The organism is Streptomyces spinosus (assembly GCF_020400655.1).
GTDB classification, from domain to species: domain Bacteria; phylum Actinomycetota; class Actinomycetes; order Streptomycetales; family Streptomycetaceae; genus Streptomyces; species Streptomyces argyrophylli.
On sequence record NZ_JAINRC010000004.1, the window covers coordinates 42,016 to 60,911 of the forward strand.

Sequence of the window (18,896 nt, forward strand, 5' to 3'; positions counted from 1 at the left end):
ACGGCGGCACCCTGCACATATTGATTCACTCAATAATGCATAGTGCAGTCATGACGACTATCACGTACGCGTGGTCCGCTCTGGGCGGCGATCCCGCTCGTCTCGCCCGGCTCACCACCGTCGGACGGGAAGGCGCGCTCCCGGCGCGTCTTCCCGTCCGGCAGCTCGCCCGGGCGTGCGTCGGCGCCTGCGCCCTGGCCGCGGCGGAACTGGCGGCCCACCGGGCCGGACGCGCCGAGGTGCCCGGCGTCCTGGTCGACGACGGCGCGGTCGCCACCGCCTTCCACAGCGAGCGGGTCCTCCAGGTGGACGGCCGTGCGCCGACGCTCTTCGCACCGCTGTCGCGGTTCTGGCGCACGGCCGACGGCTCGGTGCGCACCCACGCCAACTACCCGCACCACCGGGTCCGGCTGCTCGGCGCGCTGGGACTGCCGGCGGACGCCTCGGCCGAGGATGTCGCCGGCCGCCTCGCCGAGCGCTCCGCCCGGGAGACCGAGGAAGCCGTGCTCGGCGCCGGTGGCCTCGCCGTGGCCCTGCGCACCCCGCGGGAGTGGCGGGCGCACCCGCAGGCCGCCGAGGTGGCGGCACGGCCCCTCGTCGAGCGCGCCCGGCTGGACTCGGCACCCGCGCGCGTGCTGCCGCCGCTGGACCCGGCCGCCGCCGTCCTGCTGCCCGCCGCCGGGCTGCGCGTCCTGGACCTGACCCGGGTGCTGGCCGGCCCGGTCGCCACCCGCACCCTGGCCCTGCTCGGCGCGGACGTGCTGCGCGTGGACGCACCCTGGCTGCCGGAACTGCCGGACCAGCACGCCGACACGGGCTTCGGCAAGCGGTCCGCCACGCTCGACCTGACCGCCGGCCGGGACACCTTCGAGGAGCTGCTGCGCACCGCCGACGTCGTAGTGACCGGGTACCGCCCGGGCGCGCTCGACCGGTTCGGGCTCGCACCGCGCGCGCTGGCCGAGCGGCACCCCGGCCTGGTCGTGGCCCAGGTGTCGGCGTGGGGCGGCTACGGGCCCTGGGGCGGCCGGCGGGGCTTCGACAGCCTGGTGCAGGTCGCGACCGGCATCGCGGTCACCGAGGGCTCGACGGACCGGCCCGGCGCGCTGCCCGCGCAGGCGCTGGACCACGGAACCGGCTATCTGCTGGCGGCGGCGGTGCTGCGGGCGCTGACCGAGCAGTCGTACGACGGCGGGAGCCGGCTGGTCCGGCTGGCGCTGGCCCGGACCGCCCACTGGCTCACCGAGGGCACGGGGGTCCGTCGTGCGGATCAGGCCCCTGAGCCCGGCGTGATCCAGCCGGGAGGCCCTCGGCCGACGGCGGCCGAGGGGGCGCCGTACGCGGGCCCCGACGCCTGGCTGGCCGAGACGGACGGCCCCCTGGGCCGCCTCCGGCACGCCCGCCCGGCCGTGTCCTTCGCCGGCGGCCCCACCGACTGGGCGCGGCCCCCGGTGCCGTGGGGGTCGGACCCGGCCACGTGGCGCTGACGGGCCGGTTCAGCCGTTGGTCACCAGCACCTTGAGCGCGGTGCGTTCGTCCATGGCCTTGTAGCCGGCGGGCACGTCCTCGATGCCGACGGTCATGTCGAACACCGGCGAGGGGTCGATCGTGCCGTCGAGCACGTCCGGCAGCAGGTCGGGGATGTAGGCGCGGACCGGCGCGACACCGCCGCGCAGGGCGAGGTTCCGGTCGAACATCACCCCGAGGTCCAGGCCGGTGCCGCTGCCGTGGGGCACGCCGACGAAGCCGATGGCGCCGCCGTCGCGGGTGATGCCGACGGCCGTCCGCATGGACTGCTCGGTGCCCACCGCCTCCACGACGGCGTGGGCACCCTGGCCGCGGGTCAGCTCGCGGACGGCCTCGACCGCCGCGTCCCCGCGTTCGGCGACGACGTCGGTGGCGCCGAACCGGCGCGCGATGTCGGTGCGCACCTCGTGCCGGCCGAGCGCGATGATCCGCTCGGCGCCGAGCCGCCTGGCGGCCAGGACGGCGCACAGGCCGACCGCGCCGTCACCGACGACGGCGACCGTGGCGCCGGGCCGCGCACCCGCGCCGAGGGCCGCGTGGTGACCGGTGCCGAGGACGTCGGAGAGGGTCAGCAGGGCCGACAGCAGGTGGTCGTCGGAGGCCGCGTCCTTGGGGAGCCGGACGAGGGTGCCGTCCGCGAACGGCACGCGGACGGCCTCGCCCTGGCCGCCGTCGTAGCCGACGGAACCCCAGAAGCCGCCGTGCTGGCAGGACGTCGTCAGGCCCTCGCGGCAGTAGTCGCAGACGCCGTCGGACCACATGAAGGGCGCGACCACCAGGTCACCGCGCCGGACGGTGCTCACCTCGGAGCCGGTCTCCTCCACGACGCCGAGGAACTCGTGCCCGATGCGCTGACCCGGCTGCCGGGCCGCCTCGCCCCGGTAGGCCCACAGGTCGCTGCCGCAGATGCAGGCCCGCAGCACCCGCACCACGGCGTCGGTGGGCAGCTGCACCACGGGCTCGGGCACGTCCTCCACGCGCAGCTCGAACGGGGCGTGGATGGTGGTGGCGCGCATGGCGGGGATCCTTCTCGTGGAGGTCGTACGGGAGTGTGCGGGGTGGCACAGGGTCTTACGGTCATCGAGCCCGGGGTGCCGGGCCCACTTCACCGTACGCCGGGGCCACCGCCGGCCGCGCGGCCAGGGGGGTGGCCCGCGCGGTCACGCCCCCACCGCCCCCAGCAGACTTCCCGCCACGTACGTCACCGCCATCGCCAGGGCGCCGCCCGCCGCGTTCCGCAGGACCGCGCGTCGCGGGGCCGCCGCGCCGAGGCGGGCACTGCTCCAGCCGGTGAGGGTCAGGGCGGCCAGGACCGAGACGACGGTGACGGCGAGCCGCCAGCCGGCCGGGGGCAGGACGATGGCCAGCAGGGGCAGCAGCGCGCCCACGGTGAACGACAGGAAGCTCGCCCAGGCCGCGTGCCAGGGGTTGGTCAGCGCGTCCGGGTCGATGCCCAGCTCCACGCGCGCGTGGGCCCGCAGCGCGTCCCGCGCGGTGAGCTGTTCGGCGGCCTCGCGGGCCACCTCGCGGGACAGGCCGCGCTGCTCCAGCAGCTCGGTCAGCTCCCGCAGTTCGGCCTCCGGCTGCTCGCGCAGCTCCTGTTTCTCCACGGCCAGCGCCGCCATCTCGGAGTCACGCTGGGTGGAGACGGAGACGTACTCGCCGGCCGCCATGGACATCGAGCCGGCGAGCAGGCCGGCCAGCCCGGCGGTGAGCAGGGCGCTGCGGCTGCCGGTCGCGCCGGCCACCCCGACGACCAGTCCTGCGGTGGACACGATGCCGTCGTTCGCGCCGAGCACGGCGGCCCGGAGCCAGTTCAGCCGGACACCGAGCGTGCCGCCGTGGGGCTCGTCATGGGTGGGTTCCGTCACACCAGGGAGGATCGCATCCCGCGCTCACGCCCGCCGCACCGACGCCCCGCGCGCGGGCAGCGGGCCGCTCGCGCCGGCCGCCGGCACCCGCCGGTGCCGCCCCGGAAATTCGCTGGCGCCCGAACTGCCGTACGCCTACCGTTCCTGAGCGCGGGGGCGGCTCCGCCGGCGTGCTTCCTTCTCTTCACCCTTGGAATCCACAGCGCGCCCACTCTCCGCCCCCGCCCCACCTTCTTCTCCGCACCCGGGGGATTCCGCTTGTCCGAACTGGCGTCCGTGCTGCTCCGCCGTCTCCGTACCGTCTACGTCGACCAGGCCGGACCACGCCCGGGCGACCCGTCGACGGCGGAGGGGCTCACCGCCCTGGAGGGCGAACTGCTCGACCGGGGCTTCGCGCCGACGGCGCGGCTGCGCGCGGCCCTCGCCTGGCTGGGCCCCGCCGGGCTCGCGGACGCCGGCCGGCGGCTGATCCGGCACCTGGACGCCGAACTGGGCGCGGACCGCACCCACATGCCGCTGTTCCGCTCCTTCCCCGTCTCCGTGCCGGACGACACCTTCGGGCTGTACGTCGACCGGGTCTTCGCCCTGCTGCTGCAGTGGCCCGCCCAGCCGTGCGTGCTGTGCGGCACGGTGGGCACCGTGCACCCGGTGGCGCCGTGCGCCCATCTGGTGTGCCGCGCGTGCTGGGACGGCGCGGACTACACCGGCTGCCCGCTGTGCCGCCGCCGGATCGACCCCGCCGACCCGTTCCTGGTGCCGGGCGAGCCGCGCCGCCCCCGGAAGGTGCCCACCGGCCCGCTGAAGCCGCTCGCGCTCGGCACGGACGTCCGCGCGGACACGGTCCACGCGCTGCGCACGCTGCTGGCCCGGCGCACTCCCCTGCCCGCGCAGGACCGCGCCGACCTGACGGTGCTGCTGGCGCACGCGCCCGCGGACCTCGGCTGGTTCCCGGCGGACATCCCGGTGCGGGAGACGAAGGCGCTCGTGCTCGGCAGCCTGCTGCGCGACCGGCACACGCGCGTGGCGGCCACCGCCCTGCTCGGCACGCACCTGACGACCGCGACGGACGTGCTGCGGCTGCTGTGCGTGTGGTCCGGCGGCGCGGCGGACCTCATGGCGCCGCCCCGGCTGCGCTCGCTGCCCCGCGCGCTGCGCCGCCGGCTGCTCGGCCTGCTCGACTCCTTCGCCGTGCCCTCGCTGGTGGAGGACGTCCTGCGGCACCCGGCCGCGTGGAAGCGGGCTGCCGAGACGCTGCACCCCTTCGAGCACCACGCCCGGCATCCCGGGGCCGTCCTCGCCTTCGCCGTGCTGCGCGGCACGGCCGTCGTGCCCGGCAGCGCCCTGGGCGAGGCCCTGCTGCGCACGGCCGCCGCGCACCCGGAGGCCGTCCGGGTCGCGGACGGCCGGATCCGGGCGGCCACCTGGCGCGCGCGTACGGAACAGGCGCTGGCCGGGCGGGACACCGGCGCCGCGCTCGACCTCCTTCGGCAGCGGCCGGGCGAGCTGCTGCGCCGCCTCGACCACCTGCTGCGGCTGCGCGAACTCGACGTACTGCCCGAGGAGTTCGACGAGGTGCTGCGGCGGGCACTGCCCGGGGCCGGTCCCGGCCCGCTGCTGGCCGCGCTGGGCCGGCTGCGCGTGCGTCATCTGCCCGGCGGCCGGCGGGTGTTCTTCCCGCGCGGTCGGGTCACGCACGCGTACACGGCCGACGACACGCGCCCGCCGTTCACCGAGGCGGTCACCACACGCGTGTGCGCGCTGCTGGAGGCGGAGGCGCTGCGCCGCCTGGGCGCAGGATCTCGGTTCGACCTGGCGGTGCTGGACTCGGCGCTCGCGGGGCTCGCGGTGCCGTCCGCCGAGCGTGCCGCCGCCAAGGCGCTGGTGTCGGTGCCGCGCGGCAGCGCCCAGCCGCTGCCCGCCGGGGAGGTGCTGCGCCTGTTCCTGCACTGGACGGAGCCCGCGGGGACCCGGGTGGACCTGGACCTGTCGGTGGCGCTGTACGACGAGGACTGGGAGTTCGCCGGCCTGTGCGACTACACGAACCTCGTGTACGGCGACCGGTGGGCCGTCCACTCCGGCGACCTGACGTCGGCTCCGGCTCCGGACGGCGCCACCGAGTACGTCGACCTGGACCTCGGCGCGCTCGGCGGGCGGGGCGTGCGGTACGCGGTGCCGGTCGTCCTCAGCTTCAACGACATCCCGTTCGAGGAACTGCCCGACGCCTTCGCGGGTTTCATGGCGCTGCCGTCGGCGGCGCAGGAGGCGCGCGGCGCCGGGTACCACCCGCGCGCGGTGCGGCAGCGCTACGACCTGGAGGGCGACTCGCGCATCCACGTGCCGATGCTGGTCGACCTGCGCCGGCGCACGTTCCTGTGGACGGACCTGCATCTGCCGTCGGCCGAGGGCTACCACGACGTGACCCGGCACCGGGAGGACCTGGGCCGTATCGCCCGGGACCTGTCCGGGTACTTCGCCCGCGGCCGTACGACGCTGTGGGACCTCGCGGTGTGGCACGCGGCGGCGCGGGGCGACGAGGTACTGGTCGTGCGGCGCGCGCCCGTCGAGGGCACCGTTGACGAGCTGTGGCACTACCGGCGCCGGGACGGGGAGGCGGACGCCGCGTTCGCCGCGCGGATCCGGGTCCTTGAGGCGCCGGAGCGGCGGGAGCCGGCGGGCAGCGCCGCGGACGCCGACGCACGCGCGGGTGAAGCGGCGGCGAACAAGCGCGTGTTGCTGGCCCTGGTGCACGGCGGGGTGGCACCGCAGGGCGCGACCGGGGAGGTGTACCGGCTGCTGCCCGGCCCCGCCGACGGCTGCGGGCTCGTGCCGCTGACGGCGGGGGACCTGGTGGCGGCGCTGGGGTGAGCGCCGGGCGGCGGTGAATCCGCCGCCGCTCGGGCACGGGTGTGCGGTGGCCGAGCGGGAGGGCGAGCCCGGGCGTGCGAACGGGACCTGAGGGACCGTGCTGTCAGTCGTGGCCCGTATCCTCAGTGACCATGCTCGAAGACCGTGCGCCCGCAGTGTCCTCCGCCACCGAGTGGCCGGCCGCGTATCCGCTGGGATACGCGGTCGTTGACGTGGAGACCACCGGCCTGGCCCGGGACGACCGGATCATCTCCGCGGCCGTCTACCGGCTGGACGCGCGCGGTGAGGTCGAGGACCACTGGTACACGCTGGTCAATCCGGAGCGGGACCCGGGCCCCGTGTGGATACACGGTCTGACGAGCGAGACGCTGGCCGGCGCGCCGCTGTTCGCGGACATCGCCGAGGAGTTCGCCGCCCGGCTGGAGGGCCGGGTCCTCGTCGCGCACAACGCCGTCTTCGACTGGCAGATGATCGCGCGGGAGTACGCGCGCGTGCGGCGCGAGGCGCCGGTGCGGCAGCGGCTGTGCACCATCGCCCTGTCGAAGGAGCTGGGGCTGCCGCTGCCCAACCACAAGCTGGAGTCCCTGGCGGCGCACTTCGGGGTGGTGCAGCAGCGGGCGCACCACGCGCTGGACGACGCGCGCGTGCTGGCGGAGGCGTTCCGGCCGAGCCTGCGGGCCGCGGCGGCGGGCGGCGTACGGCTGCCGCTGCTGGAGTGCCGGCCGCTGACGGAGTGGTCGGACCGGCCCGTGCCCCGGCAGGCCTCGGGTGGCTACGGCGGCTACCGGACCGGCGGTTGGCGTCCTTCGCGCAAAAGGCCCGCTTGCCCCTATCCCAACCCGGGTCGTTACGAAGACGGCAAACGTCTCAAACAGGGCATGCGGGTGGCCTTCTCCGGCGACACCTCGACCGAGCGCGAGCTGCTGGAGGACCGGGCCGTGGAGGCCGGGCTGCACGTCGCCACCAGCATCTCCCGGCTGACCAGCCTGCTGGTGACCAACGACCCCGACTCGGGCACGTCGAAGACGGTGAGGGCCCGGCAGTACGGCACGCCGATCGTGGACGAGGCCGCGTTCGGGCAGCTGCTGGGGGACGTCGAGCCCGCCGACGGGTGAACGCGCCGCGTGTCGGGTCGTCGTACGATCGGGTGATTGCCGGACGACTCACCCGGCGCCCGCTCGCCGGGGCTCCGGCGACGGCTCACCCTGTGGCGCATGGCGACATGTGAAGTGTGCGGCAACGACTACGGCATGACCTTCGAGGTGCACGCGCAGGGCGCGGTGCACGTCTTCGACTGCTTCTCCTGTGCGATCCACCGCATGGCCCCGATCTGCGAGCACTGCCGGGTGCAGATCATCGGCCAGGGCGTGGAGGTGGAGGGCCACTGGTACTGCGGCGCGCACTGCGCCCGCCAGGAGGGGAGGACGGGGATCGTCGACCGGGTCTGACCCGGTACCCGCCTGAATGCGCCCCGCGGCTCGGAGGTACCGTCGTGGGGTGCACCGCTACCGCTTCCTGTTGTCCCGCCAGTGGGTGATCCTCACCCTCGTCGCGATCGCGCTGATCCCGACGATGATAAGGCTGGGCTTCTGGCAGCAGCACCGCTACGAGGAGCGCACCGCCCGCAACGACCTGGTCTCCGCCGCGCTGCACGCCGAGCCGGTCCCGGTCGAGCGGCTGACCTCCCCCGGGCACGCTGTGACCCGCGCCGAGAAGTACCGCACGGTCACCGCGACCGGCACCTTCGAGACCGCGAAGGAGGTCGTGGTCCGGCGCCGGACGAACGCCGACGGCGAGGTCGGCTTCCACGTCCTCACCCCGTTCGTCCTCGACGACGGCAAGGTGCTGCTCGTCAACCGCGGCTGGGTCCCGGCGGACGGCGCGCAGACCGCGTTCCCGAAGATCCCCGCCCCGCCGGCCGGCCGGACCACCGTCACCGGGCGGCTGATGGCCGACGAGACGACCTCGGCGAGCGGGATCAAGAACGTCGAGGGCCTCCCCGACCGGCAGATCATGCTGATCAACAGCGAGGAGGAGGCCCGGCGACTCGGCGTGCGCGTGCTCGGCGGCTACATCCAGCAGACGGCGCCCGACCCCAAGGGCGGCTCCCCGGAGCAGATCTCCGACCCGGGCAGCGAGGACGCGCCGCTGAACTACGCGTACATGATCCAGTGGTGGCTGTTCGCGGCGGCCGTGCCCGTCGGCTGGTGGTTCCTGGTCCGACGGGAGATCCGCGACCAGGAGGAGGCCGCGGCCCAGCAACAGCCGGAGGAGCCCGAACCGGCCACGGTGTGAACGGGGGCTTCCCGGCAGACCGCCACCGTGCCAGCGGCCGGGCCTCCGGACGCGCCGTCTGGATTCAAGCCAGCCGCGCCTCCCGGCAACCCGCCCGGGTCCGAGCGGGCCACGCGTCCCGGCCCTCCGGTCGCCGTGTCCTGTGCCGCCCACCGGCCGTGTGCGTCACTCCCCTGGCGTTCCAGCTGATTGGCCTCCTGGTCGCCCGGGAAACCGCATCCCGTGAAGGCGCGCATCGAGGACTACGCCCTCATCGGCGACGAACAGACCGCGGCCCTGGTCGGCAAGGACGGCTCGATCGACTGGCTGTGCCTGCCGCGCTTCGACTCCGGTTCCTGCTTCGCCCGGCTGCTGGGCGACGAGGACCACGGCCACTGGCGGATCGCGCCGAAGGGGGCGGACGTCTGCACCCGCCGCGCCTACCGAAGCGACACCCTGGTGCTCGACACCGAGTGGGAGACCGCCGACGGCGTGGTGCGCGTCACCGACCTGATGCCCCAGCGCGACCGCGCCCCCGACGTCGTGCGGATCGTGGAGGGCGTCAGCGGCCGCGTCACCGTCCGCAGCACGCTGCGCCTGCGCTTCGACTACGGCTCGGTCATGCCGTGGGTGCGCCGCTCGGACGGCCACCGGGTGGCCGTCGCCGGGCCGGACTCCGTCTGGCTGCGCGCCGAGCCGTCCGTGCGCACCTGGGGCGAGGACTACGGCACCCACGCCGAGTTCACCGTCGCGGAAGGCGAGCGGGTCGCGTTCGTGCTCACCTGGCACCCCTCGCACGAGAGACGCCCGCCGCTCATCGACCCGTACGAGGCACTGGAGAGCAGCGTCACCGACTGGCGGCGCTGGGCCCGCCAGTGCCGGTACGACGGACCGTACCGGGACGCGGTCGTACGGTCCCTCATCACCCTCAAGGCCCTCACCTACGCCCCGACCGGCGGGATCGTCGCCGCGGCCACCACCTCACTGCCCGAACAGCCGGGCGGCGTGCGCAACTGGGACTACCGCTACTGCTGGCTGCGCGACTCCACCCTCACCCTCGGCGCGCTGCTCGCGGCCGGCTTCCAGCAGGAGGCCGAGGCCTGGCGCGACTGGCTGCTGCGCGCGGTCGCCGGCGACCCGGCCGAGCTGCAGATCATGTACGGCGTCGCGGGCGAGCGGCGGCTGCGGGAGACCGAGCTGCCCTGGCTGCCCGGCTTCGCCGGCTCCTCCCCCGTACGCATCGGCAACGGCGCCGTCGACCAGCTCCAGCTGGACGTGTACGGCGAGGTGATGGACTCGCTGTCGCTGGCCCGCTCCTCCGGCCTGCCCACGAAGCCGCACATGTGGGCCATGCAACGCTCGCTGATGACGTTCCTGGAGTCGGCGTGGCGCCAGCCGGACGAGGGCCTGTGGGAGGTGCGCGGCGGGCGTCGCCGATTCGTGCACTCCAAGGTGATGGTGTGGGTGGCCGCCGACCGGGCCGTGCGGACCCTGGAGCGGTACTCGCAGCTGCGGGGCGACCTGGAGGGCTGGCGCCGGCTGCGCGACGAGGTGCACCGGGAGGTCTGCGAGAAGGGGTTCGACCGGGAGCGCAACACGTTCACCCAGTACTACGGCTCCCGGGAGCTCGACGCCTCCCTGCTGCTCATCCCGCGCGTCGGGTTCCTGCCGCCGGACGACCCGCGGGTGGTCGGCACGGTCGACGCGGTCCGCGACGCTCTCGCCCACGACGGCTTCCTGCGCCGCTACGACACCGGGGACTCGGTGATCGACGGTCTGCCGGGCGGCGAGGGCGCCTTCCTGGCCTGCTCGTTCTGGCTGGCCGACGCGCTGCACCTGACCGGCCGGACGAAGGACGCGCGGGAGCTGTTCGACCGGCTGGTGGGCCTGTGCAACGACGTGGGCCTGCTGGCCGAGGAGTACGACCCGGTGGACGGCTGCCAGCTGGGCAACTTCCCGCAGGCTTTCAGCCACGTCGGCCTGGTGAACACCGCGCTGATCCTCCACGCGGACGACGGGGCAGGATAGGGACCATGGATCTTGGACTGAAGGACCGGGTGTACGTGGTCACCGGAGCGACGCGCGGGCTGGGCAACGCCACCGCGCGGGAACTCGTCGCCGACGGGGCGAAGGTGGTCGTCACCGGCCGGGACGAGCAGCGGGTCGCCGAGGCGGCCGCCGAACTGGGCCCGAACGCGGTGGGCGTGGCCGTGGACAACGCCGCCCCCGAGGCTCCCGAGCGGCTGATCGCCGCCGCCCGGGAGAACTTCGGCGGCTTCCACGGCGTACTGGTGAGCGTGGGCGGGCCGCCGCCGGGGTTCGTCGCCGACAACACCGACGAGCAGTGGCGCGCCGCGTTCGAGTCGGTGTTCCTCGGCGCGGTACGGCTCGCCCGGGCGGCGGCGGCCGAGCTTCAGGAGGGCGGTGTCATCGGGTTCGTGCTGTCGGGCTCGGTGTACGAGCCGATCCCGGGGCTGACCGTGTCCAACGGGCTGCGGCCCGGACTGGCCGGGTTCGCCAAGTCGATCGCCGACGAGCTGGGGCCGCGCGGGATCCGTGTGGTGGGCCTGCTGCCGGGACGCATCGCCACCGATCGCATGCGGGAGCTGGACGGGCTGTCCGCGGACCCGGAGGCCACCCGGGCCGCGAACGAGTCCCGCATCCCGTTGCGCAGGTACGGGACGCCCGAGGAGTTCGGACGGACGGCGGCGTTCCTGCTGTCCCCGGCGGCCTCCTACGTGACGGGGGTCATGGTGCCGGTGGACGGCGGAACGCGGCACGGGTTCTAGGAACCACGGCCCTCACGTCACCCTCTCCGCGCGGTGTCCGACCTCGCCCAGCCGGACCTCCGCCGGAAGTGACGCCAGACCCGCCGACTCGCGCGCGTGGGCCAGCGTTCCGGTGGCGAACGCGGTCAGGGCCCCGGCCGGTGCCGCGTCCGCTTCCAGCCGGAGCCGGGCCCGCACCATCGGAGCCCTGCGACGGCCGCCCAGGAGGACGCGCGCCCGCGCCACGCCCGGCTGGGCCGCCGCTTCGGCCGCCATGGCGCTCTGCAGTGCCGTGCCCCGCAGGTAGGCGTCCGCGCCGTCGCCGGTGTCGACCAGCAGCCCGGTCAGCCGGCGGCGGCGCAGCGCCGCCGTGAGCCACGCCAGGGCGAGCAGGACGAGGACGGTCAGGGCGGCGATGACCGCCGGCCACCACCAGGGGGCGTCCCGGTAGTGGGTGCGTTCGGCCCTGCTGAGCAGGACGTCGTGCGGACCGGTGTGCGGCCACCAGGAGGGAAACCGCACGCCCAGGCCGACGGCCAGGACCGCGCCGCCGAGCGCGAGCAGCAGCAGACCGGCGAGGGCCAGCAGGACGCGGTTGAGTCCGCCGCGCACCGCGCTCATCCCTTCCGTCCGGGCCGGGCCACGCGCACGGCCGCTCTGGGCGGGCGGGCCAGGGCGAGGTCCCGGATCGCCTCGGCGAGCACGGTGTCCAGGTCGGCGCGTACGTCGTCCAGGTCCCGGAAGTGCGAGACCACCCGGACGTCGGCCCTGCGGCGGCCCATCCGCACGCGTACCGCGCGCACGCCGGACACCTCCATGACCCGGTCGCGCACGAACAGTGCCGCCGCGCCGCGCCGGATCGCGGCCCGGACGCCGGGGTGCGGGCGCCGCATCGGCAGCAGGTCGCGCAGGCCGGGGGTGACCGCGAGGACGATCAGCCACAGGCCGAGCGCGGCGGAGACACCCGCGCCGACGCGTACCCAGGTGTCGTCCAGAGGGCGTTCGGCGAGCTGGCGGGCGAGGGCGCGGCGCCAGTGCATCGCGGGGCGGTGGGCGCGTACGGCGGCGACGTCGTACAGCAGGAGGCCGGCACCGGCTGCCAGCAGGGCGGCGACGAGCGCGGCGGGGACGCGGCGCGGCGACCAGAACCGGCCGCTGCCCTTGCCGGCGGGCGGTGCGACACCGGGCGGCTCGGCGACCGCCGGGCTGCCCGGCGTCCCGCTCACCGGCCCGTCCCTCGACGCGTCGTGCTCTTCGGCCGGTCCCTGTCCCGTCATGCTCATCGGCCGGCCCCCTGGCCCGTCGTCGGATGCAGTCGTTCCACCTCTACGGCGACCTCCGGCACCTTCAGGTCCGTCAAGGCTCCGACACGCGAGGTGACACGACTGCGCACGGCGGCGCACCGGGCGCCGATGTCACCGGGGTAGCCGAGTTCCACACGGACGCGGACCCGGGCCGTCTGCTGGGCCACGAGGACCGTGGCGTGCGGCGCGGCTGCGGCACCGGGCAGCGGTGCGAGGGCCTCGCGGGCGGCCTGCGCGGCGATCTTGGCCACGACCCGGTCGGCGATCCGGGTGGCGCCGCGCTCGGCCGGCGGCACGGGGGGCGGCGAGGGACGCGGTGTGCCGGTGGCGGCTGCGCCGGTGCCGGCTCTCACCGGGGTCACCGCCGCCGGTCCCGCCGCTCGTCGCGGGTGCGGAACACGTCCCCGAGTTCCAGGTCGCCGTCGGCGAACCGGCCGGCGAGGAAGCCGACGGCGCCCAGCGCGGCGACCAGGATGAATGCGCCGAAGCCGCCGAAGTAGCCGGCGAACCCCAGCGCCATTCCGGCGATCATGCCGGCCACGGCCATGCTCATGCGGCGCTCCTCAGCTCGTCGGGCGTACGGTTCCGGGTGCCGGGTGTCACTGGATCCGCAGCTCCTCTTCCTCTTCCTCCTCCTCGGGCAGCTTGACGTCGCTGACCGCGATGTTGACCTCGACCACCTCCAGGCCGGTCATGCGTTCCACGGCGGCGACCACGTTCTCCCGCACGGCGCGGGCGACGTCGGCGATGGCGACGCCGTAGTCCACGACGATCTCCAGGTCCAGCGCGGTCTGCACCTCGCCGACCTCGGCCTTGACGCCCCGGGTCACCGACTTGCCGCCGCCGGGCACCCGGTCGCGTACGGCGCCGAAGGTGCGGGCGAGGCCGCTGCCCATGGCGTGGACGCCGACCACGTCCCGGGCGGCCAGGCCGGCGATCTTCTCCACGACGCCGTCGGCGATGGTGGTGCGGCCCCGGGTCGCCGGGTCGCCGCCGCCGCGCCGGGTGGCCCTACGGGCCGGCGCCTGCGGTTCGTGGCCGCCTTCAGGGGTCATCGTCGTGTCGGTCATGGCCGTACGTCCCTCTCGGTCGTCGCCCGCTCGGTCGTCTCCCTTCGACCACGGTATGCAAGGTTGCGCCGTCGCGCGCCGTGGATACGGCAGGCTGGTGGAATGACGGTGGACCGGTGGGCACAGGCGGTGCGGCATCAGGTGGGGCTGGGCAGGCTGTTGCCGCTCGGTGGCCCGCGCGACGGCGCGTGGATCACGGAGCAGGCGGCCGGGGCGGTGCTGCGGCGCGCGGCGGCGGACGGGGCGCCGGGCGTGCGTCTGGGCGCGCTGCGGATCGCGCTCGCCGATCCGCGGGACCTGCCGGAGCCCGTCGTACCGGCGCCGCCGAGCGCCCTGCCGCCGGGCCCGCTGCGGGTGACGGCGGACTTCGCCGCGACGGCCGCCGAGCCGTTGCCGACGACGGCGTCCCGGCTGCGGCTCGTCCTGGCGGGGGCCGCGACGGAACGGCTCGGCCTCGCGGTGACGGAGATCGACCTGCGGGCGACGGAGCTGCTGGAGCCGGACGCCCCGCCCGCCCCGGCGGCCGGCGTCCCGCAACCGCCGCCGGCCCAGGAGCCGGTGGGCACGGACGCGACCACGGTGGCGGAGGCGGCCCTGGCCGTCCCCGGGGTGCTCCGGCTGACGGGGTCCCTCGGCGGTGTGGGCCGGGCGGTGCGCATCGAGGAGCACGCCGACGCGACGGCCCTGCCGCGCCGTCACGTCCGCGTGGAACTGGCCACCGGCGCGAGCCGGCGAGCCGTGGACGTGGCCCGGCAGGTCCGCGTGGCCGTACGGGACGCCCTGCCGGACCGCCCGACGGTGGCCGTGCTGGTCACCGCGGTGGGCTGACCGGCTCCAGGCGCCCGGCCGGGCGCCGGCTCATTCGCCGAGGCCGGCCAGGTCCCGCAGCCGTCGTGCCTGGGCGGCGCGCTCGGCCGCGCGCTGCTCCTCGTACGTCCGGTCGAGGGCACCGCGGAGCAGCGCCTTGGTCTCCACCACCGCGTCCCGCGGGGCGGCCATGACCGCCGCCGCCAGGTCCCGCACCGCCCCGTCCAGTTCCCCGGCGGGCACGGCGAGGCTGGCCAGCCCGCTCGACACCGCTTCCTCGGCGCCGACGAACCGCCCGGTCACGCAGATCTCCAGCGCGCGGGCGTACCCGACGAGGCCGACCAGCGGGTGGGTGCCGGTCAGATCGGGGACGAGGCCGAGGCTGGTCTCGCGCATGGCGAACTGCACGTCGTCGGCGACGACGCGGAGGTCGCAGCCGAGGGCGAGCTGGAAGCCGGCCCCGATGGCATGCCCCTGGACGGCGGCGATGGACACGATGTCGGTCCGCCGCCACCAGGTGAACGCCTCCTGGTATTCGGCGATGGTCGCGTCGATCCCGGCGTCGTCACGGCGCGCGAGGTCGATGAAGGTCGGCTCGCCCGGGATCCCCTCCGGGGTGAACATCTGACGGTCCAGCCCGGCGGAGAAGGACTTGCCCTCGCCACGCAGCACGACGACCCGGACGGAGCCCGGCAGCGACCGCCCGGCCTCGGCGAGCGCCCGCCACAGGGCGGGGCTCTGGGCGTTGCGCTTGGCCGGGTTGGTCAGCGTCACCGTGGCGAGCGCGTCGTCGACGGTGAGCCGTACGCCGTCCTTGTCGAGTGCGGGAGCGAGGTCCTGCTCGGGCGAAGCCATGGGGCGCCTCCGATGGGTGCGGTCAGCAGAGCGAAGCTAAGTGACTGCACAGTAACCACCCGGCCGGTCGGTCTGCCGACCGGGTGGCCACCATCGAAGCCGATGGGCCGCCCGGAGTCAGGACGAAGCGGCCTTCTTGCCCCGGGTCGCTCCGCCACGCCCACGGAGCGTGACGCCCGACTCGCTGAGCATCCGGTGCACGAAGCCATACGAGCGGCCGGTCTCCTCGGCCAGCGCCCGGATGCTCGCACCGGAGTCGTACTTCTTCTTCAGGTCTGCCGCGAGCTTGTCGCGCGCGGCGCCGGTCACCCGGCTGCCCTTCTTCAGAGTCTCGGCCACCCGTGCCTCCTCATGGGAAGTGCGCTCTGGTCTCCTCATGATCACCCCTCCTGGGCGTGATGGCCACCCATTCGGCAAGGTCCGTGAGACATCGTTGTGACGACAGGAGCCGGTCCCCACAAGCGGAATGGGTGATTCCATGGGGTGCGACCCATAGGGCCGTCCGGGTGGATTCGTGAAGTGCCAGGTCAGGAACGCGCGGCGGCCGATCCCCCGACAGCCGGGGGATCGGCCGGAAAATGCGTGTACGACACACCGCGGTACGAGGAGATCTCACACAGATGATGGATCACCGATGGGCCGAATGATCCAGAGCCGGTGGATCAGTCCTGCGGTCAGGCCAGGGCGACGAGATCCGCGTAGTCGGAGCCCCACAGGTCCTCGACGCCGTCCGGCAGCAGGATGATCCGCTCCGGCTGGAGCGCCTCGACGGCGCCCTCGTCGTGGGTGACCAGGACGACCGCGCCCTTGTAGGTGCGCAGGGCGCCGAGGATCTCCTCGCGGCTGGCCGGGTCCAGGTTGTTGGTCGGCTCGTCCAGGAGCAGCACGTTCGCCGAGGAGACGACGAGCGTGGCCAGGGCGAGCCGGGTCTTCTCGCCGCCGGAGAGGACACCGGCCGGCTTGTCGACGTCGTCGCCGGAGAACAGGAAGGAGCCGAGCACCTTGCGGACCTCGACCAGGTCCATGTCGGGGGCGGCCGAGCGCATGTTCTCCAGGACCGTGCGGTCGGCGTCCAGGGTCTCGTGCTCCTGCGCGTAGTAGCCGAGCTTGAGCCCGTGACCGGGGACGACCCGGCCGGTGTCCGGCGTCTCCACCCCCGCGAGCAGCCGCAGCAGGGTGGTCTTGCCGGCGCCGTTGAGGCCCAGGATGACCACCCGGGACCCCTTGTCGATGGCCAGGTCGACGTCGGTGAAGATCTCCAGCGAGCCGTACGACTTCGACAGGCCCTCGGCCATCAGCGGGGTCTTGCCGCAGGGCGCGGGCTCCGGGAAGCGGAGCTTGGCGACCTTGTCGGACATCCGGACGTCCTCGAGGCCGGAGAGCAGCTTCTCGGCGCGGCGGGCCATGTTCTGCGCGGCGACCGTCTTGGTGGCCTTGGCGCGCATCTTGTCGGCCTGGGCGTTGAGCGCCGCGGCCTTCTTCTCGGCGTTGGCCCGCTCGCGCCTGCGGCGCTTCTCGTCGGCCTCGCGCTGCTGCTGGTAGAGCTTCCAGCCCATGTTGTAGATGTCGATCACGGACCGGTTCGCGTCCAGGTAGAACACCTTGTTGACGACGGTCTCGACCAGGTCGACGTCGTGGGAGATCACGATGAAGCCGCCGCGGTAGGTCTTCAGGTAGTCGCGCAGCCAGATGATCGAGTCGGCGTCGAGGTGGTTGGTCGGCTCGTCCAGGAGCAGGGTGTCCGCGTCGGAGAACAGGATGCGGGCCAGCTCGATACGGCGGCGCTGACCGCCGGAGAGCGTGTGCAGCGGCTGGCCGAGCACCCGGTCGGGCAGGTTCAGGGCGGCGGCGATCGTGGCGGCCTCGGCCTCGGCGGCGTACCCGCCCTTGGTGAGGAACTCCGTCTCCTGGCGCTCGTACTGCTTCAGGGCCTTCTCGCGGGTGGACCCCTTGCCGTTGGCGATGCGCTCCTCGTTCTCGCGCATCTTGCGGATCAGTACGTCGAGTCCGCGGGCGGAGAGGATGCGGTCGCGGGCGAGGACGTCCAGGTCACCGGTGCGGGGGTCCTGCGGGAGGTAGCCGACCTCGCCGGAGCGGGTGATCGTGCCGCCCGCGGGGATGCCCTCACCGGCCAGGCACTTGGTGAGAGTGGTCTTGCCTGCGCCGTTGCGGCCGACGAGGCCGATGCGGTCGCCCTTGGCGACACGGAAGGTGGCGTTCTCGATGAGGACGCGCGCACCGGCGCGCAGCTCGATACCGGAGGCGGAGATCACGGACAGACTCCAGGGCGTACAGGGGTTGGCGGGTGGGCGGCTGAGGACGTTCCCGCCGTCTAATGCGCGAGGAGAAAGGCCATGGGGGAAAGTCTAACGGGGTCGTGCAAGCGGTTTACCGCCTCCGGTCCCGCGGGGCGCGGGCGCGGGGGATCCGTTGCCCAGCGGGGTGCGGCCCGGCGCGATCCGGCCCAGGTCGTCCAGGGCGACGAGCTGGCCGGTCCACGCGGCGTCCGCGCAGGGCTGGGCGAGGAGCAGGGCCGCGCCCCGGCGCACGGCGCCCTCGGGGAGGAAGGCGCAGCCGTCCCGGGCGGGCAGCACCCAGCGCAGGTCGCCGTCGGCGGTGCGGTACGCGGTGACGCGGCGGGGGGCCACCACGGCGAGGATGCCGCGGCCGAGGGGGCGCAGCACGCCGGCGCCGCCCTGGGCCGGGAGCCACTCGGCCGCGTCGGGCAGGGCCCGGTGCCAGCGCACGGACCGGCCGTCGGTGGCGGTGAGCAGACCGTCGTCCCAGAGCGCGATCGCCTCCCCGCGCGCGTGCACCACGTCGACGGGCCGGTGCCCCGCGCGCGCGTAGCGCCACCGGAGCGCTCCGGTACGGCTGTCGTGGGCGGCCACGGCGCCGTCCCGCACCCGCGCCGCCCAGGTCCCCGTGACCGGCCCGGCGGTCAGGAGCCGGTCGCCGTAGGGAACCGGCCGCAGCTGCCGGGCGGCGCCGAGCAGGCCGAGGGTGACGACGGCCAGGAGGAGGGCGACGGCGAGGCGGCCCACGGGTGGAAGTGCCACCTCACCCCCTTCGGGTACCACCGTCCCAGGATCAGCCGCCGAGCGTAGTCACCGCGGACCGGGCCGGCCCGGTGGCCGGGCGGGCGCGGGCGGGAAGTCCCCCCGTTCGGCGGGGCGGGGGCCGTCCGCCGGGGCGCCCGGCGCCGGACCCGGCCGGCGCGCCGGCGCGCCGCGTCCCGTCGCGCCGGGGCGTTGTCGGTGGCGGCTGCGAGACTCCAGGAGCGGGGCGCAACCGATGCACGAGGGCGTGACCGGCATGGCGGGCCCGGGTGGCGGCGCACGGCCGGGCATCCGTCCCACGCTGCCCCACGCGGACGCCGGGGCGGCGATCCGGCGGCTCACGGGGGCCCTGGGCGTCACCGGGCTGCCGGTGTACGAGGCACAGGACGGCAGGGTGGTGCACGCCGGGCTGGTCCGGAGCGGCGTGGCCGCCCGCGCCGGCGGGCCGTGGAGCACGCGGTGGAGATCCTGATGCCCCCGGCGGACCGGGACCACGGCT

20 protein-coding genes are annotated in these 18,896 nt (G+C 75.0%); 9 read left to right on the plus strand and 11 right to left on the minus strand.

All coding sequences use genetic code 11. The annotated features are described in order from the left end of the window. The first annotated feature begins 50 nt into the window (after positions 1-50). On the plus strand, positions 51-1,484 hold the full coding sequence (locus LG395_RS09435; protein ID WP_225809070.1) for a CoA transferase: 1,434 nt from the start codon (positions 51-53) through the stop codon (positions 1,482-1,484). Positions 1,485-1,493: 9 nt separating this feature from the next. Here the strand turns inward: LG395_RS09435 and LG395_RS09440 are convergent, their stop codons facing one another. After that, positions 1,494-2,540, minus strand: a complete 1,047-nt coding sequence (locus LG395_RS09440; protein ID WP_225809071.1) for a zinc-dependent alcohol dehydrogenase family protein — start codon at positions 2,538-2,540, stop codon at positions 1,494-1,496. Between the two features lie 144 nt (positions 2,541-2,684). Beyond that, positions 2,685-3,395 (minus strand): VIT1/CCC1 transporter family protein, encoded by a 711-nt coding sequence (locus tag LG395_RS09445; RefSeq protein WP_225809072.1) that lies wholly within the window; start codon positions 3,393-3,395, stop codon positions 2,685-2,687. 258 nt (positions 3,396-3,653) lie between these two features. Here LG395_RS09445 and LG395_RS09450 point away from each other — a divergent pair, with 258 nt between their 5' ends. The 6 genes from LG395_RS09450 to LG395_RS09475 all read left to right on the plus strand — a co-directional run bounded on the left by LG395_RS09450 (position 3,654) and on the right by LG395_RS09475 (position 11,323). After that, positions 3,654-6,260: an MXAN_6230/SCO0854 family RING domain-containing protein gene (locus tag LG395_RS09450; protein ID WP_225809073.1), complete on the plus strand. Its 2,607-nt coding sequence runs from the start codon at positions 3,654-3,656 to the stop codon at positions 6,258-6,260. Between the two features lie 131 nt (positions 6,261-6,391). Beyond that, a complete protein-coding gene (locus tag LG395_RS09455; protein ID WP_171157601.1) occupies positions 6,392-7,375 on the plus strand; it encodes a DEDDh family exonuclease in 984 nt (327 codons plus the stop codon). A 99-nt stretch (positions 7,376-7,474) separates the two neighbouring features. Then, on the plus strand, positions 7,475-7,708 hold the full coding sequence (locus LG395_RS09460; protein WP_059248576.1) for a metallothionein: 234 nt from the start codon (positions 7,475-7,477) through the stop codon (positions 7,706-7,708). Positions 7,709-7,724: 16 nt separating this feature from the next. After that, positions 7,725-8,555: an SURF1 family cytochrome oxidase biogenesis protein gene (locus LG395_RS09465; protein ID WP_225809074.1), complete on the plus strand. Its 831-nt coding sequence runs from the start codon at positions 7,725-7,727 to the stop codon at positions 8,553-8,555. Positions 8,556-8,777: 222 nt separating this feature from the next. After that, positions 8,778-10,562 carry a glycoside hydrolase family 15 protein gene (locus tag LG395_RS09470; RefSeq protein ID WP_225809075.1) on the plus strand — a complete coding sequence of 595 codons (1,785 nt, stop codon included), beginning with the start codon at positions 8,778-8,780 and terminating at the stop codon, positions 10,560-10,562. A gap of 5 nt (positions 10,563-10,567) precedes the next feature. Then, positions 10,568-11,323 (plus strand): SDR family oxidoreductase, encoded by a 756-nt coding sequence (locus tag LG395_RS09475; RefSeq protein ID WP_225809076.1) that lies wholly within the window; start codon positions 10,568-10,570, stop codon positions 11,321-11,323. 12 nt (positions 11,324-11,335) lie between these two features. Here the strand turns inward: LG395_RS09475 and amaP are convergent, their stop codons facing one another. The 5 genes from amaP to LG395_RS09500 are packed head-to-tail and all read right to left on the minus strand — an operon-like array spanning position 11,336 to position 13,676. Beyond that, on the minus strand, positions 11,336-11,923 hold the full coding sequence (gene amaP / locus LG395_RS09480) for an alkaline shock response membrane anchor protein AmaP (RefSeq protein WP_225809077.1): 588 nt from the start codon (positions 11,921-11,923) through the stop codon (positions 11,336-11,338). Then, on the minus strand, positions 11,920-12,585 hold the full coding sequence (locus LG395_RS09485) for a DUF6286 domain-containing protein (RefSeq protein WP_171157592.1): 666 nt from the start codon (positions 12,583-12,585) through the stop codon (positions 11,920-11,922). Before LG395_RS09485 ends, amaP begins: the two co-directional genes overlap by 4 nt. Further along, entirely contained in the window at positions 12,582-12,968 is a 387-nt protein-coding gene (locus tag LG395_RS09490) for a hypothetical protein (protein WP_372463219.1), read from the minus strand. The genes LG395_RS09485 and LG395_RS09490 overlap by 4 nt, the downstream gene beginning before the upstream one ends. Next, the gene (locus tag LG395_RS09495) at positions 12,965-13,159 is read right to left on the minus strand and encodes a hypothetical protein (protein WP_225809079.1); all 195 of its coding nucleotides are present in this window, start codon (positions 13,157-13,159) and stop codon (positions 12,965-12,967) included. Before LG395_RS09495 ends, LG395_RS09490 begins: the two co-directional genes overlap by 4 nt. 46 nt (positions 13,160-13,205) lie before the next feature. Beyond that, positions 13,206-13,676: an Asp23/Gls24 family envelope stress response protein gene (locus LG395_RS09500; RefSeq protein WP_171157587.1), complete on the minus strand. Its 471-nt coding sequence runs from the start codon at positions 13,674-13,676 to the stop codon at positions 13,206-13,208. A gap of 102 nt (positions 13,677-13,778) precedes the next feature. Between LG395_RS09500 and LG395_RS09505 the strand changes: the two genes are divergently transcribed. Next, positions 13,779-14,504, plus strand: a complete 726-nt coding sequence (locus tag LG395_RS09505; RefSeq protein WP_225809080.1) for a nucleopolyhedrovirus P10 family protein — start codon at positions 13,779-13,781, stop codon at positions 14,502-14,504. A 30-nt stretch (positions 14,505-14,534) separates the two neighbouring features. Here the strand turns inward: LG395_RS09505 and LG395_RS09510 are convergent, their stop codons facing one another. The 4 genes from LG395_RS09510 to LG395_RS09525 all read right to left on the minus strand — a co-directional run bounded on the left by LG395_RS09510 (position 14,535) and on the right by LG395_RS09525 (position 18,397). Further along, a complete protein-coding gene (locus LG395_RS09510) occupies positions 14,535-15,338 on the minus strand; it encodes an enoyl-CoA hydratase/isomerase family protein (protein WP_171157583.1) in 804 nt (267 codons plus the stop codon). A gap of 117 nt (positions 15,339-15,455) precedes the next feature. Continuing rightward, complete coding sequence (locus LG395_RS09515; protein ID WP_004002281.1) at positions 15,456-15,677, minus strand: helix-turn-helix domain-containing protein; 222 nt, start codon at positions 15,675-15,677, stop codon at positions 15,456-15,458. 335 nt (positions 15,678-16,012) lie between these two features. Beyond that, positions 16,013-17,611 (minus strand): ABC-F family ATP-binding cassette domain-containing protein, encoded by a 1,599-nt coding sequence (locus LG395_RS09520; RefSeq protein WP_103813044.1) that lies wholly within the window; start codon positions 17,609-17,611, stop codon positions 16,013-16,015. A 93-nt stretch (positions 17,612-17,704) separates the two neighbouring features. Next, positions 17,705-18,397, minus strand: coding sequence for a hypothetical protein (locus LG395_RS09525; protein WP_225809081.1), 693 nt, complete (start codon positions 18,395-18,397; stop codon positions 17,705-17,707). Positions 18,398-18,632: 235 nt separating this feature from the next. On the opposite strand from LG395_RS09525, the gene LG395_RS09530 reads away from it, so the two are divergent. After that, positions 18,633-18,869 carry a VOC family protein gene (locus LG395_RS09530; RefSeq protein ID WP_225809082.1) on the plus strand — a complete coding sequence of 79 codons (237 nt, stop codon included), beginning with the start codon at positions 18,633-18,635 and terminating at the stop codon, positions 18,867-18,869. The last annotated feature ends 27 nt before the right edge of the window (positions 18,870-18,896 follow it).

What these genes read in the sequence shown, in the direction of transcription:
- LG395_RS09435 (WP_225809070.1), top strand. Translation starts at nt 51, where the DNA reads ATGACGACTATCACGTACGCGTGGTCCGCTCTGGGCGGCGATCCCGCT.
- LG395_RS09440 (WP_225809071.1), bottom strand. Translation starts at nt 2,540, where the DNA reads ATGCGCGCCACCACCATCCACGCCCCGTTCGAGCTGCGCGTGGAGGAC.
- LG395_RS09455 (WP_171157601.1), top strand. Translation starts at nt 6,392, where the DNA reads ATGCTCGAAGACCGTGCGCCCGCAGTGTCCTCCGCCACCGAGTGGCCG.
- LG395_RS09460 (WP_059248576.1), top strand. Translation starts at nt 7,475, where the DNA reads ATGGCGACATGTGAAGTGTGCGGCAACGACTACGGCATGACCTTCGAG.
- LG395_RS09465 (WP_225809074.1), top strand. Translation starts at nt 7,725, where the DNA reads ATGCGCCCCGCGGCTCGGAGGTACCGTCGTGGGGTGCACCGCTACCGC.
- LG395_RS09475 (WP_225809076.1), top strand. Translation starts at nt 10,568, where the DNA reads ATGGATCTTGGACTGAAGGACCGGGTGTACGTGGTCACCGGAGCGACG.
- amaP (WP_225809077.1), bottom strand. Translation starts at nt 11,923, where the DNA reads ATGAGCGCGGTGCGCGGCGGACTCAACCGCGTCCTGCTGGCCCTCGCC.
- LG395_RS09485 (WP_171157592.1), bottom strand. Translation starts at nt 12,585, where the DNA reads ATGAGCATGACGGGACAGGGACCGGCCGAAGAGCACGACGCGTCGAGG.
- LG395_RS09495 (WP_225809079.1), bottom strand. Translation starts at nt 13,159, where the DNA reads ATGAGCATGGCCGTGGCCGGCATGATCGCCGGAATGGCGCTGGGGTTC.
- LG395_RS09500 (WP_171157587.1), bottom strand. Translation starts at nt 13,676, where the DNA reads ATGACCGACACGACGATGACCCCTGAAGGCGGCCACGAACCGCAGGCG.
- LG395_RS09505 (WP_225809080.1), top strand. Translation starts at nt 13,779, where the DNA reads ATGACGGTGGACCGGTGGGCACAGGCGGTGCGGCATCAGGTGGGGCTG.
- LG395_RS09510 (WP_171157583.1), bottom strand. Translation starts at nt 15,338, where the DNA reads ATGGCTTCGCCCGAGCAGGACCTCGCTCCCGCACTCGACAAGGACGGC.
- LG395_RS09530 (WP_225809082.1), top strand. Translation starts at nt 18,633, where the DNA reads ATGCACGAGGGCGTGACCGGCATGGCGGGCCCGGGTGGCGGCGCACGG.